Source organism: Streptomyces sp. NPDC111606 (genome assembly GCF_055656945.1).
This window is the reverse complement of sequence record NZ_JBVKBY010000015.1, coordinates 26,328-40,976: the sequence shown is the minus strand read 5'-3', so window position 1 is coordinate 40,976 and position 14,649 is coordinate 26,328. Positions and strand designations below refer to the sequence as shown.

Below are 14,649 nucleotides of genomic sequence, written 5' to 3'. Positions count from 1 at the left end.
AAGTAGTTACCTGGGAGTGCGTACCTACCCGCGAGGTGAGCCATGCCGACCATGACAGCGGCCCAGCGGCGCGAAGAGGCCCGCATCGCCTACGACGCGTTCCTCAAGAGCTGTCCCACCAACCAGCTCCTGGACCGCCTCAGCGACAAGTGGGTCAGCCTCGTCGTCGCCGCCCTCTCCGCGGGCCCCATGCGCTACAGCGACCTCGGCCGCAAGATCGCCGGGGTGAGCCCGAAGATGCTGACCCAGACCCTGCGCTCACTGGAGCGGGACGGCCTCCTCACCCGCAAGGTCACCCCGTCCGTCCCCGTCCGCGTCGACTACGAGCTCACACCGCTCGGGCACGGCCTGGCCCTGCTGCTGACCGCGGTGAAGGACTGGGCGGAGACCCACTTCGACGAGGTCCGAGAGGCCCGCGAGCGCTACGACAGCGAGACCCCGGACACGGCCTAGGCGACGCTCCGAGGCGGGGACCGGCGTCAGAAGTGGTACGAGTCCCCCGTGTCCAGCACCAGCACCCGCTGCTGATCGTTCCCGCGGTCCACACCCGCCGCGCCGCCGCTGCGCACGGTGTCGAACTCCACCAGCACCTCCGAGGGCGCGCCCCGCAGCCGTACCCGCAGACCGACCGGCTCCCCCACCCCGTCCGCGTCCAGCGCCCCGACCCGGCACATCACGATCCGCTCGCCCGCCCTCGCACATCTGTCGGGCAGCGCCTGCCGGTCCGCCAGCGGCACGGACCAGCGCAGCCGTACCGCCACCGTCGGGTCCGGCACGGCACCAGTGCCGAACCGGTACGGCGTGAACCGTACGGCGACCCGGCCCCCGGACATGGCGGCGGAGCCGTGATAGGCGACAACCGCCTCCGGCGCGCTCACCGCCCCGGCCGCCGGGGCCACGGTCACCCCACCGGCCACCGCCATCACGGCCGCACCGCACACCGCAGCAACCCTCATCCGCCGCATCCGCCCACTCCTCACTCCAGCGTGGTCGTACGGATGTATCCCACGCGGAGCGAGCGGCAGGCGCCGTCCAACAGGTGACGTGCGCCGCCCCCGAACCGGTGAACGGACACGGCGCGGCCCCATGGCAAGCTGCCCGCATGCTCGTCCTGCGCTCCGCCGCCCTCTTCGTCGTCGCCGCCCTCTTCGAGATCGGCGGCGCCTGGCTGGTGTGGCAGGGCGTGCGCGAACACCGCGGATGGCTGTGGATCGGCGCGGGCGTGATGGCCCTCGGCGCCTACGGCTTCATCGCCACGCTCCAGCCCGACGCCCAGTTCGGCCGCATCCTCGCCGCGTACGGCGGTGTCTTCGTCGCCGGTTCACTGGCCTGGGGCATGGTGGCGGACGGCTACCGCCCGGACCGCTGGGACGTCACGGGCGCGCTGATCTGCCTCGCGGGCATGGCGGTGATCATGTACGCGCCGCGAGGCAACTGAACTGGAGGGCTCAGGTCGGCGGCAGCAGCCCCAACTGCCCGAGGAACTCCATCTCGTCGAAGTAGAGCCGGTAGTCGACGATGTGTCCGCTGTCGTCGACGGTGGCGAAGTCGACCCCGCGGATCCTGATCTCCTTCTGCGTGGCGGGCAGTGTCTCGCCCGTGGGCAACTGGATCGGTCCCGTGTTCCGGCCGGTGAAGACGCCCTCGTCGATGGCCGTGTCACCGATCTCGTACGAGTGCACCGACTCGTACCGGCCGTCGGGAACCATCTCCGTCATCTGGCTCCAGTACGCGGCGATGTCGTCGCGTCCGTGGAGTTCCCCGCCGTCCGGGGTCACGGCGACCGCGTCCTGTGCGTACAGCTCGGCGATGCCCTTGGAGTCCGCAGTGGTGATCGCTGCGGTGAGCCGGTCCATGACTTCACGTGCCTGTCCCATGATCCACCTCCTGCTCGGGAGATCACCCGTCTCATTGTCCCACCGCAGCGCGCGCCTATCCTGGCCGGACAGTCTCTGGACTCGACCACGCAAGAGGAGCAGCCATGCCCGCCGCAGCCCCGTCCACCGCCTCCCGCATCGCCGTAGTCACCGGTGCGAGCAGCGGAATCGGTGCCGCCACGGCGCGGCAGCTCGCCGCGGCCGGCTACCGCGTGGTCCTCACCGCCCGCCGCAAGGACCGCATCGAGGCGCTGGCCGAGGAGATCAACGCGGCCGGCCACTCCGCGGCGGCCTACCAGCTGGACGTGACGGACCGCGCGGCGGTCGACGAGTTCGCGCTGGCCTTCAAGACCATCGGCGTCCTGGTCAACAACGCGGGCGGCGCCCTGGGAGCCGACCCGGTGGCCACCGGCGACCCGGCCGACTGGCGCACGATGTACGAGACGAACGTCATCGGCACCCTGAACCTCACCCAGGCCCTGCTGCCCAAGCTGGAGGCGAGCGGCGACGGCACGGTGGTCGTCGTCTCCTCCACCGCCGGCCACAGCACCTACGAGGGCGGCGCGGGCTATGTCGCCGCCAAGCACGGCGCCCACGTCCTCGCCGAGACCCTCCGCCTGGAGATCGTCGGCCGGCCGGTCCGCGTCATCGAGGTCGCGCCCGGCATGGTCAAGACGGACGAGTTCGCCCTGACCCGCTTCTCCGGCGACACCGACAAGGCATCCAAGGTCTACGAGGGCGTGGCCGCCCCGCTGACCGCCGACGACGTCGCCGACACGATCACCTGGGCGGTCACCCGCCCCAGCCACGTCAACATCGACCTCCTGGTGGTCCGCCCCCGCGCCCAGGCGTCCAACACGAAGGTCCACAGGGAGAAGTAGGGTCACGCAGCGTGGACAGGCACATACGTTGCGCAGCGCTGCACAATTTCCGCGACCTGGGCGGCTGCCCGACGACGGCCGGCACCGTGTCCGCCCCGGCCGCCTCTACCGCTCGGACTCCCTGGGCAAGTTAAGCGCGGGCACCGCGGACTGGCCCCGCTTCCACTCCCTCGGCATCTGCACGGTCATCGACCTGCATTACCCGTGGGAGATCGAGAAGAGCGGCCGCGTCCCGGACCACCCGTAGTACACGTACCCGTATCTGACCGAGCGCTACATGGAGGTTGCGCAGGACGGCAGTACGGAAATCCGCAGCGCACTGGAACTGGTCGCGAAGGCTGCGGAGTCGGCCCCCTGGCCTTCCACTGCGCCTCGGGCAAGGACCGCACGGGCATGGTGGCGGCGCTGATCCCGGGCCTGCTCGGAGTGCCCGAGCGCGCGATCATCGAGGACTTCACCCTCACGGAACTGGCCGGGTTTCGGCCGCGCCCCCGAAGCGGTCATGCGCCTGTTCCTGGCGGGGCGTTACGGCTCGATCGAGGGCTATGTCTCCGAGGCGTTGTCGCTGGACCCACAGCCGCTCTCAACAACCCTCCGCGGTGCCCTCCTTGAGAAGCGACCGGAATAACTCACAAGGGTGAACACCATCGATCACCCGAACGGAGAATGAACTGTCGATCTAGGCTCGCGCCACAACATCAAATCGACGGCCCTCGACCGGGATGCCGCCCGGACGAGGGCCTGACCAGCAAGGAAGGAAGAGCTTCCTCATGGCTGAATGCGAGCCTAGCGTGCCCTCGAAGGCGCCAGCCGACCGCCGCGGAAAGGTGAGGCCCCCAGCGTCGGAGTTGGAACATCTGCTCAAAAACCTCCGTGGCATCCCCGACGGCACCCCGTCGCTGCCGAAGGCAATGGCCCTGCGAGCTGCAGGCTGGCGCCTGGTGGTGGCCTACTGCCGTATCTCCAACGACAGACACAAAAGGGATGGCCATGGCGTGGCGGACCAGGCAAACCACTGCGCCCGGATCGCGTCGACCCATCGCATGATCGTCGTACACCGCTACGTGGACAACGACAAGTCAGCCTCGAAAGCAGGCGTCATGCGGCCCGAATTCGACGCAATGCTCGACGCCCTGAAGCAGGGGACTACGGCGGCGGGGTACCCGATTGAGGGGGTCGTGTGCGTCTCCGACGACCGGCTGTACCGGGATGTGCGTACCTATCGGCGTTTCATCGAGTGCTTCACCGCACACCCCTCACGCACCTACGCCGATGGACTCGGCTCGTTCGACCTTTACAGCGACGACGCCATACAGCGGGGTCTCCTGGGGGCGGCTTCCGCGCGCGCCGAGAGCACGAAACAGGGACACAGGGCCAAGCTGAACCATCGTGCCCGCGCAGAGCGAGGCGAGCCGGTCGGGCCGCGCCGTCCGTTCGGCTGGCATGCCGACAAAATGACGCTGCATCCGGGCGAATCCGAGGTCGTACGGCAGGGAGTGCGGAGCCTGCTGGCGGGCAGAACGCTCACCGCGGTCACCCAGGACTTCATCACTTCGGGATACACGAGCAGCCTGGGAAACCCCTGGCAGCGTCAGACGGTCAAACAGATCCTGCGTAATCCCCGCATCTGCGGATACCGCAAGCTCGACGGAGTCCTTGTCCTCGACGTGGACGGAATGCCGGTCCTCGGCCAATGGGAACCCATCGTGTCGCCGGAAGAGTGGCACCGCATCTCGGAGACGCTGGAACGGCAGCGCCATCCCGGAGGCTGGAACAGAACGGGCATTCACCCGCGAGAAGGTGTGCGATACCTGCTCACGGGGCTGGTGCACTGCGGTCGACCGCTTGCAGACGGGCAGCAGTGTGGTGCACCCATGCACGGCCACCCCACCAACATGTCGTACGAGTACCGCTGCCGCGGCGCGCTGGACGGCGGCTGCGGCCGAGTCAGCCGCCAAGGCCCGGCGGTGGACAACCTCGTCACAGAGCACGCCCTCATCAGGCTGGGTGAGCAACACACATCTGGCGCACTGTCCAGCATTCCCTGGCCCGGCATGTGGGAGATGGAAACCGCCAGGCAGCGTAAGGCGGCACTCCAAGAGCAGTGGTACGCCGGGGAGATGACCGACGCCGAGTACTTCTCAAGGCTCACGCGGGACGAAAGCCAGATCAAGCGGCTCTTCAATGAGCAGCAAGCCTGGGTGGTCGAACATCATCCGGGTGCACATGGCCCCGTCGACGCACGGTCTCATTGGGGCAGCCTGAAGAAGAGCGCGAGGCGCGAGATTCTGTTCCAACTCCTGGAGTCAGTGATCATCCTCCCGGGCACCAAGGGTTCACACCGCTTCGAACCTGCCGCAGTCGTTCCCGTCTGGCGCCAGGCGGGTTCGGGCATCGAAGCCGCGTAACCGAGCGGCGCACACGCGACGGCGGGCCCCGGTCAATCCTGACCGAGCCCGCCGCCTTGAGTCGGCAGGTCACCCCTTTACACAGACGACCTGCTTCAGCTTCGCGACCACCTGGACCAGGTCCCGCTGCTGATCGATGACCTGCTCGATCGGCTTGTAGGCGCTCGGGATCTCATCCACGACGCCGGAGTCCTTACGGCACTCCACGCCCTGCGTCTGCTCCTCCAAGTCCTTCGTCGAGAAGCGCCGCTTCGCCGCATTACGGCTCATGCGCCGACCCGCGCCGTGCGAGGCCGAGTTGAAGGACATCGGGTTGCCAAGACCCTTCACGACGTACGAACCGGTCCCCATCGAGCCCGGGATGATGCCGTACTCGCCGGCCCGGGCGCTGATCGCACCCTTGCGTGTGACCAGCAGGTCCACGCCGTCGTAGCGCTCACGGCTCACATAGTTGTGGTGACAGCTCACCTCGGGTTCGAAGGTGACCCTGGCCTTCTTGAACTCCTTGCCCAGCACATCCTTGAGAAGTGCCATCATGATCGACCGGTTGTACTTCGCGTACTCCTGAGCCCAGTAGAGATCGTTCTGGTACGCCGCCATCTGCGGAGTATCCGCCACGAAGACGGCGAGGTCGCGGTCGACCAGGCCCTGGTTGTGCGGGAGCTTCTGGGCCACGCCGATGTGGAACTCGGCCAGTTCCTTGCCGATGTTCCGGGAACCGGAGTGCAGCATCAGCCAGACAGAACCGGTCGTATCCGTGCAGACTTCGACAAAATGATTGCCGCTGCCCAGCGTCCCCATCTGCTTGCCGGCCCGCTCCTGACGGAACTTGACCGCGTCCGCGATCCCGTCGAACCGCCCCCAGAAGTCGTCCCACCCGGCCGTGCCGAAGCCGTGCAGGCGCCCGGGGTCGACGGGGTCGTCGTGCATCCCGCGCCCCACCGGAATCGCCTGCTCGATCTTCGACCGCAGCCGCGACAGGTCACCCGGCAGGTCATTGGCCGTCAGCGACGTCCTCACCGCCGACATCCCGCACCCGATGTCCACGCCCACCGCCGCAGGACACACGGCCCCGCGCATCGCGATGACGGACCCGACCGTCGCCCCCTTCCCGTAATGCACGTCCGGCATCACGGCGAGGCCCTTGATCCACGGCAGGGTCGCGACGTTCCGCAGCTGCTGGAGTGCCCCTTCCTCGACCGTCGCCGGGTCGGCCCACATACGGATGGGAACCTTCGCGCCCGGCATCTCCACGTACGACATAACGTCCTCAATCCCCCGGAAAACACATACAAGTCTGAAATCGCAAAACCGGCACCAAGGTCGATGAAAGGGACAGCGGACCGGCGCCCACGGCAGTGCGTGCGATACACATTGTCTCCAGTGGGCGCCCCCGCGCGGCAAGCGAATAACCAGCGGGGACACTGAATGACCGGCAACGGACCGACCACAGAACCACCGTCGAGAGGAGCCTGACCGTGCAGCGGAAGGCCTATGTATCCGGCGTCGCCGCACTCCTCGCGGCGCTGCTGGCCGGCTGCACCGGCAGCTCCGACGACGGCGGCACGACCGACGGCTCCAACCCCGGCGACTCCGGCACGGCGACCGCGGCGGCCGAGCCCGGCCGGTACGACACGCTGCCCGAACCGTGCGGCGTGGTCGGCGAGGACACGCTCGACTCGCTGCTTCCGGGCATCAGGCAGATCACGGACGAGGACCAGCGCGAGAAGGCGTACGAGGGCGCACCGACCCTCACCTACGACACCGACCGCAAGGTCGGCTGCCGTTGGAAGGTCGAGTCGACCGACGCCACGGACCATCTCTTCGTCGACTTCGAGCGTGTGGTGTCGTACGACACGTCGGTCAGCGACGACAGCGAGGCCGAGCAGCTCTTCGCGGCCCTGCAGGAGGCGGCCGACCTCCCCGAGCCGACGAGCACCGAGTCCGCCGCGACCGGCGAGGCCACCCCCTCCGCCGACCCGAGCGGCTCGCCCTCCTCCTCGCCCCCGGCCCCACCGTCGGCGTCCGCGTCCTCCTCGCCCTCCGCCTCCACCTCCCCGTCGGCCTCGACCTCCGGCGACGGCGCGACCCCCGCCGCCCTCCAGCCCCGGGTGCTCGACGACCTGGGCGACGAGGCCTTCCTCGACGACAAGCTCAGCAGCTCCGGTTCGACGGCCCAGCAGCGCAAGGTGACTGTGGCGTTCCGCACGTCCAACGTGATCGTGACGATCGAGTACGAGGAGCAGCCGGCCACCGTCGGCACGGTCCCGGACAGCGAGGAAATGCAGGACAGGGCCCAGAAACTGGCGGCACAACTGGCCGACGAACTGGCCGAGTAGCGCCCCTCGCGCACCCTCGTACGCCCAAGTGCGACGTAACCGAAACGAGACCACACACCTTCTTCACCGCGTACCGTGGCCCCTCGGACCCGATCCGACGGCAGGGACCACGAGTGTCAGTCATGAGTGAAGGAACCATGCAGCGAGTAGCAGAGCGAGAACAGCGTGACGGGCGTAAGCAGCGCGAGCAGCGGGGGAAGGGCCTTCACGGCCTGCAGCGTGCCCTCGTCTGCGCGGCCGTCGTCCCCGCGGTGCTGATCGCCGCGGGCTGCTCCTCGGACTCCGGTTCGGACGACAAGACGGCCGGGGACACGAAGGCCTCGGCGTCGGCGTCCGAGTCCGCGAGCCCGTCGCCGACGGTGCAGGCGGCGGCGTACAAGGCGCTTCCGCAGGCGTGCAAGGCGCTGTCGAAGAAGACGCTGGAGGAGCTCGCCCCCGAGGCCAAGTCCGGCAAGGAGGGCTCCTCGGACGAAGCGTCGACGCGTGGCTCCTGCTCCTGGAGCAGCCTCGACAACAACGGCGTGAAGGGCTCGCAGTTCCGCTGGCTCAACGTCTCCCTGCTGCGCTTCGAGTCGGACGCCTCGCGCGGCTCGGGCGACAAGCGGGCGCAGGAGTACTACGAGACGCAGGCCCAGGACGCGAAGTCGGTGTCGGGCGCGAAGAACACCAAGTCGGAGCCGGTCGCCGGGGTGGGCGACCAGGCGACGGTGGTGCGCTACGACCTGAAGAAGAAGGAGGGCTCCTTCCGCCAGGAGACGATCGTGGCCCGGGTCGAGAACGTCGTCGTGACGCTCGACTACAACGGCGCCGGTCTGGCCGGTGAGAAGACCCCGAGCACGGAGTCCATGGACAAGCTCGCGCGCAAGGCCGCCAAGGAGGCGGTGGCCGCGGTGAAGAAGGCGAACGGCAGCGGCACCGCGGGCACGCCGAGCAGCGCCCCGTCGAAGTCGGCTTCGAAGTCTCCCTCGAAGTCGCCCTCCGGGAGCTCATCGAAGGCGTCCAGCTCCCCGTCCAATTCAGCGTCGAAGAAGAGCTGACCGTCACACCTGCCCCACCGCTGAGTCACAACACGCAGCTCAGCCACGCCTGTTGCCCGAGCCCGGCCCCCTGAAGGGACCGGGCTCGTGCCGTACCGGCGATCCGCACGCCGCACAGATGTGCCACCCTGTTGCGCGCAACAACATGCACTGGGAGGGGAGTACGAGTGGCCGGGCCACCGCAGCTGACTCGGACGCACCGCATTCTCATCGGTGTGGTCGTGTTCGGCGCCGTCATCATCGCCGGCATCGGCTTCGCCGGTTCGTACGCGGCCGTCCGCGAGCTGGCCATCCAGAAAGGCTTCGGGAACTTCAGTTATGTCTTCCCGATAGGCATCGACGCAGGTATCTGCGTCCTGCTCGCCCTTGACCTGCTCCTGACGTGGATCCGCATCCCGTTCCCGCTCCTGCGCCAGACGGCGTGGCTGCTGACGGCGGCGACCATCGCCTTCAACGGCGCGGCGGCCTGGCCGGACCCGCTGGGCGTCGGCATGCACGGCGTGATCCCGATCCTGTTCGTGGTCTCGGTGGAGGCGGCCCGCCACGCGATCGGGCGCATAGCGGACATCACGGCCGACAAGCACATGGAGGGCGTCCGCCTCACCCGCTGGCTCCTCTCCCCCCTGCCGACCTTCCTCCTGTGGCGCCGCATGAAGCTCTGGGAGCTGCGCTCCTACGAGCAGGTCATCAAGCTGGAGCAGGAGCGCCTGGTGTACCAGGCCCGCCTGCGCTCCCGCTTCGGCCGGGCGTGGCGGCGCAAGGCGCCGGTGGAGTCGTTGATGCCGCTGCGTCTGGCGCGGTACGGCGTTCCGCTGGCGCAGACGGCTCCGGCGGGGCTCGCGGCGGCGGGCATCGAGCCGGCCCTGCTGCCGCCGGCACCGAAGCAGGCCCTGGACGCCGTTCACCCGGCCGAGGTGGCCGGCCTGACGCCGGGCAACGCCGCCGGCCCTCGCGCCGCCGCGGCGCCGGTCCCCCGGCAGGCGGCACCCGTCGGCGAGCAGCGCCCCGAGCTGGTCGGCCCCGAGCCGGCCGGCCCGCCCGACGTCGAGCAGCCGGAGTACGTGCAGGACTGGTTCAACACCCCCCGGAACGTCGAGTACCAGGGCGGCTACGACGCCCAGTACGACCCCCAGGGCCACTACGAAGAGTGGTACGAGGAACAGCTCCGGGCCGAGCAGTACCAGGACCAGTACCAGCAGGAACCGCCCGCCCAGGAACCCTCCCCCGAGGACACCGGCACCTTCCCGATCCCCGTGACCGGCAACCGCACCCGCCAGCTCGGCGAGGGCGGCGGTCCTCCGGAGCGCCCGGAGCCGAACGACGACGACTACTACCAGATCTTCCGTCAGTCGATCGACGGCAGCTACCCCACGCCCCGTGTCCTGGGCGACAACATCCAGGCGACGTACGGCACGTCGCTGAGCCCCAGCGCTCTGAAGACCCTCACGGAACGCTTCCAGAAGCGCCATTCGGCGGAGCTGGAAGAGGACCACATCGCCTGACCCTGAGCCAAAAAAAGGGGCCCTCCGCAGAGGGCCCCTTTTCTCGCATCGCCTCTATCGCCTACTCCCCGAGCAGGGTCCGCACCCGCTCCTGCCCCACCGCAAGCAGCAGCGTGGGCAGCCGCGGCCCGGTGTCCCGCCCGACCAGCAGGTGGTACAGCAGCGCGAAGAACGTCCGCTGGGCCGTCTTGATCTCGGCCGGCAGTTCCTTGGGCGTGGCGTCCGCGGAGAACCCGGCCTGCACCTTGGGCACGCCGTAGACGAGGTGGGTCAGGCCGTCCAGCGACCAGTGCGACTCCAGCCCGTCGAGGAGCAGCCGCAGCGACTGCTGGGACGCCTCGTCGAGGGACTTCAGCAGCTCGACGTCGGGCTCGTCGCGCACGATGGTCCGCTGGTCGGCGGGCACCTGCGTGTTGATCCAGGCCTCGGCCTTGTCGTACCGGGGACGCGCCTCGTCGAGCGAGCCCAGCGGGTTCTCCGGGTCCAGCTCGGAGAGGATCCGCAGCGCCTGGTCCTGGTGCCCGGCGGTGATGTCGGCGACGGACGCGAGCGTCCGGTACGGCAGCGGGCGCTGCGTGCGCGGCAGCTCACCCGCGGCCGTGCGCACGGCACGCGAGTGCGCGGCGACGTCGGCGGGCAGGGCGGACCCGTCCGCGACCTTCCCGTCGAGCTTGTCCCACTCGTCGTAGAGCCGCTGGATCTCCTGGTCGAAGGCGATCTTGAAGGACTGGTTGGGCCTGCGGCGGGCGTACAGCCAGCGCAGCAGCTGCGGCTCCATGATCTTCAGCGCGTCGGACGGGGTGGGCACCCCACCGCGCGAGGAGGACATCTTCGCCATGCCGCTGATGCCGACGAAGGCGTACATCGGCCCGATCGGCTGCTTGCCGCCGAAGATCCCGACGACCTGGCCGCCCACCTGGAAGCTCGACCCCGGCGAGGAGTGGTCGACACCGCTCGGCTCGAACACGACGCCCTCGTACGCCCACCGCATGGGCCAGTCGACCTTCCAGACCAGCTTGCCGCGGTTGAACTCGTTGAGCCGGACGGTCTCGGAGAAGCCGCACTCGTTGCAGGTGTACGTCAGCTCGGTGGTGTCGTCGACGTACGAGGTGACGGTGGTGAAGTCCTTCTCGCAGTTGCCGCAGTAGGGCTTGTACGGGAAGTACCCGGCGGAGCCGGAGCTGCCGTCGTCCTCGCCGGCCGCGCCGGAGCCCTCGGCGGCCTCCAGCTCGGCCTCGTCGACCGGCTTCTGCGACTTCTTGCCCTGGCCCTTGGGCTTGGTGCGGTACTGCGCGAGCACGGCGTCGATGTCGCCGCGGTGCGTCATGGCGTGCAGGATCTGCTCGCGGTACACCCCGGAGGTGTACTGCGCGGTCTGGCTGATCCCGTCGAACTCCACACCCATCTCGGCGAGCGCCTCGACCATCGCCGCCTTGAAGTGCTCGGCCCAGTTCGGATGGGCCGACCCCTTCGGCGCCGGGACGGAGGTCAGCGGCTTGCCGATGTGCGCGGCCCACGTCTCGTCGACCCCGGCGACACCGGCCGGCACCTTGCGGTAGCGGTCGTAGTCGTCCCAGGAGATCAGATGCCGGACCTGGTGGCCGCGCCGCCGGACCTCGTCGGCGACGAGGTGCGGGGTCATGACCTCGCGCAGGTTGCCGAGGTGGATGGGTCCGGAGGGGGAGAGTCCCGACGCGACGACGACCGGTTTGCCCGGGGCCCGACGCTCCGACTCCTCGATGACCTCATCCGCGAAACGGGAGACCCAGTCGGTGGTCTCGGTGCTCTGAGCCACGATCGGCACGTCCTTCTTTCTCCAGGGCAGCCGTACGGTCAACGGCTGGCGCCCTCATTGTCCCAGCAAGGACGGCAACAACGAAAACGCCTTTGCGGGCAGCGCCCTGAAGGGGCGCGGGGCTGTATCGATGTGCGGCTCCGCCGCGTGGGCGCGATCAGCCCCCACCGGCCCGCGGCCGCAATAACCGCTTTACCACCCATGGGATACTGACCGTGTCTATCCATCCCCACGAGGAGAAACGGCACTCACTCCTATGGCCCCGGTCACGCCCCTCAGCGACTCCGTCAACCAGCACCTCGTCGACGCCCTCACGGCCACCCTCCCGGGAACCGTCGGAGACGCCCTGCTGCGACGTAGCGACCGGGCCGACTTCCAGGCGAACGGCATTCTCGCCCTCGCCAAGAAGGCCAAGGCCAACCCCAGAGAGCTGGCCACCCAGGTCGTCGGCAGCATCACCACCGGTGACGTGGTCAAGGATGTCGAGGTCTCCGGCCCCGGCTTCCTCAACATCACCGTCGCCGACAAAGCGATCACGGAGAACCTCGCGGCGCGCTACGCGGACACCGAACGCCTCGGCGTCCCCCGCAAGGACACCCCCGGTATCACCGTCGTCGACTACGCCCAGCCGAACGTCGCCAAGGAAATGCACGTCGGCCACCTCCGCTCCGCGGTCATCGGCGACGCCCTGCGCGGCATGCTCGACTTCACCGGCGAGAAGACGATCGGCCGGCACCACATCGGCGACTGGGGCACCCAGTTCGGCATGCTCATCCAGCACCTGTTCGAGAACCCCGGCGAGCTGGCCCCCGCGGCCGACGTCGACGGCGAGCAGGCGATGAGCAACCTGAACCGGGTGTACAAGGCGTCCCGCGCGGTCTTCGACTCGGACGAGGAGTTCAAGGAGCGGGCCCGCAAGCGGGTCGTCGCCCTGCAGTCCGGTGACAAGGAGACGCTCGAGCTGTGGCAGCAGTTCGTGGACGAGTCGAAGGTCTACTTCAACTCGGTCTTCGAGAAGCTGGACATGAAGATCCGCGACGAGGAGATCGTCGGCGAGTCCGCGTACAACGACGGCATGCCCGAGACCGCCCGCCTCCTGGAGGAGATGGGCGTCGCGGTGCGCTCCGAGGGCGCGCTCGTGGTGTTCTTCGACGAGATCCGCGGCAAGGACGACCAGCCGGTCCCGCTGATCGTGCAGAAGGCCGACGGCGGCTTCGGTTACGCGGCCTCCGACCTGACCGCGATCCGCAACCGGGTCCAGGACCTGCACGCCACGTCCCTGCTCTACGTCGTGGACGTCCGTCAGTCGCTGCACTTCAAGATGGTCTTCGAGACGGCTCGCCGGGCAGGCTGGCTGAGCGACGGCGTCACCGCGCACAACATGGGCTACGGCACAGTGCTGGGCGCGGACGGCAAGCCGTTCAAGACGCGTGAGGGCGAGACCGTACGGCTGGAGGACCTGCTGGACGAGGCGGTGCAGCGGGCCGCGCAGGTCGTACGGGAGAAGGCGCAGGACCTCACCGAGGACGAGATCCAGGAGCGGGCCGCGCAGGTCGGCATCGGCGCGGTGAAGTACGCGGACCTGTCGACGTCGCCGAACCGGGACTACAAGTTCGACCTGGACCAGATGGTCTCGCTGAACGGCGACACGTCCGTCTACCTCCAGTACGCGTACGCCCGTATCCAGTCGATCCTGCGCAAGGCGGGCGAGACGAAGCCGGCCGCGCACCCGGAGCTGGAACTGCACGCGGCGGAGCGGGCGCTCGGCTTGCACCTGGACGCGTTCGGCGACACGGTCTTCGAGGCGGCCGCGGAGTACGCCCCGCACAAGCTGGCCGCGTATCTGTACCAGCTGGCGTCGCTGTACACGTCGTTCTACGACAAGTGCCCGGTGCTGAAGGCGGACTCGCCCGAGCAGGTGGAGAACCGTCTGCTCCTGTGCGATGTGACGGCCCGGACGCTGCACCAGGGCATGGCCCTGCTGGGCATCCGGACGCCCGAGCGGCTCTGAGCGGTCCGACGAACCGCGCGCGGCCCGTCCTCTCCCCCCAAGGAGAGGACGGGCCGCCGTCGTGATGTGGAACGGCCGGGCAACTAACGGCTGTTGGCGAAGTTCTTGAACGCGGCCCTGGTCCCGGAGCCGGCGATCCCGTCGATAGCGCCGGTGTAGCCGTAGTGCTGGAGCAGCCGCTGCAGCGCCTTGATGGTGCCCGATCCGACGATGCCGTCGATGGCACCGGTGTAGCCCCAGTACTCCTTGAGGCAGCGCTGGAACGCCTTCCAGCTGTTGGTGCCGAGCTGCCCGTCGATCGCGCCGGTGTAGCCCCAGTACTGCTTCAGCCAGCCCTGGACCTTCTTGGCCTCGGCGGCCGTCAGGCCGAGGTTGTTCACCGCGAGGACGGAGACCTCGGAGCTCACGGCCGGCTGTGTGTCCGGTGCCGCGAAGCTGGTGCCCGCGGTGGCGAGGCTTCCGGCGGCAAGGCCGATGACGGCACTGACGCTGACGAGGGTCCTCGTCCAGACATTCGGTCGCATGCGTTTCCCTCTCGCTCTGTCTCGGGTGGCGGCCCCTGCCGCCGGGCTGGCGAAACGAGCGTGCGGGGCGGGCGGCGAGGCCTGCCACAGTTGCCGCGGAAGTGACGTCACCACGGGACGTCCCACTCGCTGACCTGCGGAAACCTGACGCGGCGAGACGGCGGGGCGGGACGCCCGTGGCGAGCGGTTGGCCGATTTCGTACCGGTACGCGAACCCGCTCCCGGTGCGGGCCGTGGATGCTGATGCAGAATGCGACGGGGCATGGGGGCCGCTG

15 protein-coding genes are annotated in these 14,649 nt (G+C 68.9%); 10 read left to right on the top strand and 5 right to left on the bottom strand.

Annotation, left to right across the window (positions count from 1 at the left end):
- Nucleotides 1–42: 42 nt before the first annotated feature.
- Nucleotides 43–453 (top strand): winged helix-turn-helix transcriptional regulator, encoded by a 411-nt coding sequence (locus ACZ7M7_RS39315; RefSeq protein WP_383610356.1) that lies wholly within the window; start codon nt 43–45, stop codon nt 451–453.
- A gap of 26 nt (nt 454–479) precedes the next feature.
- Here ACZ7M7_RS39315 and ACZ7M7_RS39310 read toward each other — a convergent pair whose 3' ends face one another.
- Complete coding sequence (locus tag ACZ7M7_RS39310) at nt 480–965, bottom strand: hypothetical protein (RefSeq protein ID WP_472125564.1); 486 nt, start codon at nt 963–965, stop codon at nt 480–482.
- Nucleotides 966–1,102: 137 nt separating this feature from the next.
- Here ACZ7M7_RS39310 and ACZ7M7_RS39305 point away from each other — a divergent pair, with 137 nt between their 5' ends.
- Nucleotides 1,103–1,438, top strand: coding sequence for a YnfA family protein (locus ACZ7M7_RS39305; RefSeq protein WP_383610362.1), 336 nt, complete (start codon nt 1,103–1,105; stop codon nt 1,436–1,438).
- A gap of 10 nt (nt 1,439–1,448) precedes the next feature.
- On the opposite strand, the gene ACZ7M7_RS39300 is transcribed toward ACZ7M7_RS39305, so the two are convergent.
- On the bottom strand, nt 1,449–1,877 hold the full coding sequence (locus ACZ7M7_RS39300; protein ID WP_383610365.1) for an ester cyclase: 429 nt from the start codon (nt 1,875–1,877) through the stop codon (nt 1,449–1,451).
- A 104-nt stretch (nt 1,878–1,981) separates the two neighbouring features.
- Here ACZ7M7_RS39300 and ACZ7M7_RS39295 point away from each other — a divergent pair, with 104 nt between their 5' ends.
- From ACZ7M7_RS39295 to ACZ7M7_RS39280, 4 genes are all read left to right on the top strand, one after another.
- Nucleotides 1,982–2,758 (top strand): SDR family NAD(P)-dependent oxidoreductase, encoded by a 777-nt coding sequence (locus ACZ7M7_RS39295; RefSeq protein ID WP_383630696.1) that lies wholly within the window; start codon nt 1,982–1,984, stop codon nt 2,756–2,758.
- Between the two features lie 28 nt (nt 2,759–2,786).
- Nucleotides 2,787–3,005 carry a tyrosine-protein phosphatase gene (locus ACZ7M7_RS39290; protein WP_472125561.1) on the top strand — a complete coding sequence of 73 codons (219 nt, stop codon included), beginning with the start codon at nt 2,787–2,789 and terminating at the stop codon, nt 3,003–3,005.
- A 146-nt stretch (nt 3,006–3,151) separates the two neighbouring features.
- Entirely contained in the window at nt 3,152–3,370 is a 219-nt protein-coding gene (locus ACZ7M7_RS39285; protein ID WP_472125558.1) for a hypothetical protein, read from the top strand.
- Nucleotides 3,371–3,606: 236 nt separating this feature from the next.
- On the top strand, nt 3,607–5,166 hold the full coding sequence (locus ACZ7M7_RS39280) for a recombinase family protein (protein ID WP_472125556.1): 1,560 nt from the start codon (nt 3,607–3,609) through the stop codon (nt 5,164–5,166).
- A gap of 69 nt (nt 5,167–5,235) precedes the next feature.
- Here ACZ7M7_RS39280 and ACZ7M7_RS39275 read toward each other — a convergent pair whose 3' ends face one another.
- Nucleotides 5,236–6,429 carry an RtcB family protein gene (locus ACZ7M7_RS39275; RefSeq protein WP_472125552.1) on the bottom strand — a complete coding sequence of 398 codons (1,194 nt, stop codon included), beginning with the start codon at nt 6,427–6,429 and terminating at the stop codon, nt 5,236–5,238.
- A 215-nt stretch (nt 6,430–6,644) separates the two neighbouring features.
- Here ACZ7M7_RS39275 and ACZ7M7_RS39270 point away from each other — a divergent pair, with 215 nt between their 5' ends.
- The 3 genes from ACZ7M7_RS39270 to ACZ7M7_RS39260 all read left to right on the top strand — a co-directional run bounded on the left by ACZ7M7_RS39270 (nt 6,645) and on the right by ACZ7M7_RS39260 (nt 10,044).
- On the top strand, nt 6,645–7,505 hold the full coding sequence (locus ACZ7M7_RS39270; protein ID WP_383630691.1) for a DUF3558 domain-containing protein: 861 nt from the start codon (nt 6,645–6,647) through the stop codon (nt 7,503–7,505).
- A gap of 137 nt (nt 7,506–7,642) precedes the next feature.
- The gene (locus tag ACZ7M7_RS39265; RefSeq protein ID WP_472125548.1) at nt 7,643–8,542 is read left to right on the top strand and encodes a DUF3558 family protein; all 900 of its coding nucleotides are present in this window, start codon (nt 7,643–7,645) and stop codon (nt 8,540–8,542) included.
- A 167-nt stretch (nt 8,543–8,709) separates the two neighbouring features.
- On the top strand, nt 8,710–10,044 hold the full coding sequence (locus ACZ7M7_RS39260) for a DUF2637 domain-containing protein (protein ID WP_383610383.1): 1,335 nt from the start codon (nt 8,710–8,712) through the stop codon (nt 10,042–10,044).
- 61 nt (nt 10,045–10,105) lie between these two features.
- On the opposite strand, the gene lysS is transcribed toward ACZ7M7_RS39260, so the two are convergent.
- The gene (gene lysS / locus ACZ7M7_RS39255; RefSeq protein ID WP_383630686.1) at nt 10,106–11,848 is read right to left on the bottom strand and encodes a lysine--tRNA ligase; all 1,743 of its coding nucleotides are present in this window, start codon (nt 11,846–11,848) and stop codon (nt 10,106–10,108) included.
- A 247-nt stretch (nt 11,849–12,095) separates the two neighbouring features.
- Between lysS and argS the strand changes: the two genes are divergently transcribed.
- Nucleotides 12,096–13,850, top strand: coding sequence for an arginine--tRNA ligase (argS, locus tag ACZ7M7_RS39250; RefSeq protein ID WP_472125545.1), 1,755 nt, complete (start codon nt 12,096–12,098; stop codon nt 13,848–13,850).
- Between the two features lie 83 nt (nt 13,851–13,933).
- Here argS and ACZ7M7_RS39245 read toward each other — a convergent pair whose 3' ends face one another.
- Nucleotides 13,934–14,374 carry a peptidoglycan-binding domain-containing protein gene (locus ACZ7M7_RS39245; RefSeq protein WP_383610391.1) on the bottom strand — a complete coding sequence of 147 codons (441 nt, stop codon included), beginning with the start codon at nt 14,372–14,374 and terminating at the stop codon, nt 13,934–13,936.
- Nucleotides 14,375–14,649 lie beyond the last annotated feature (275 nt).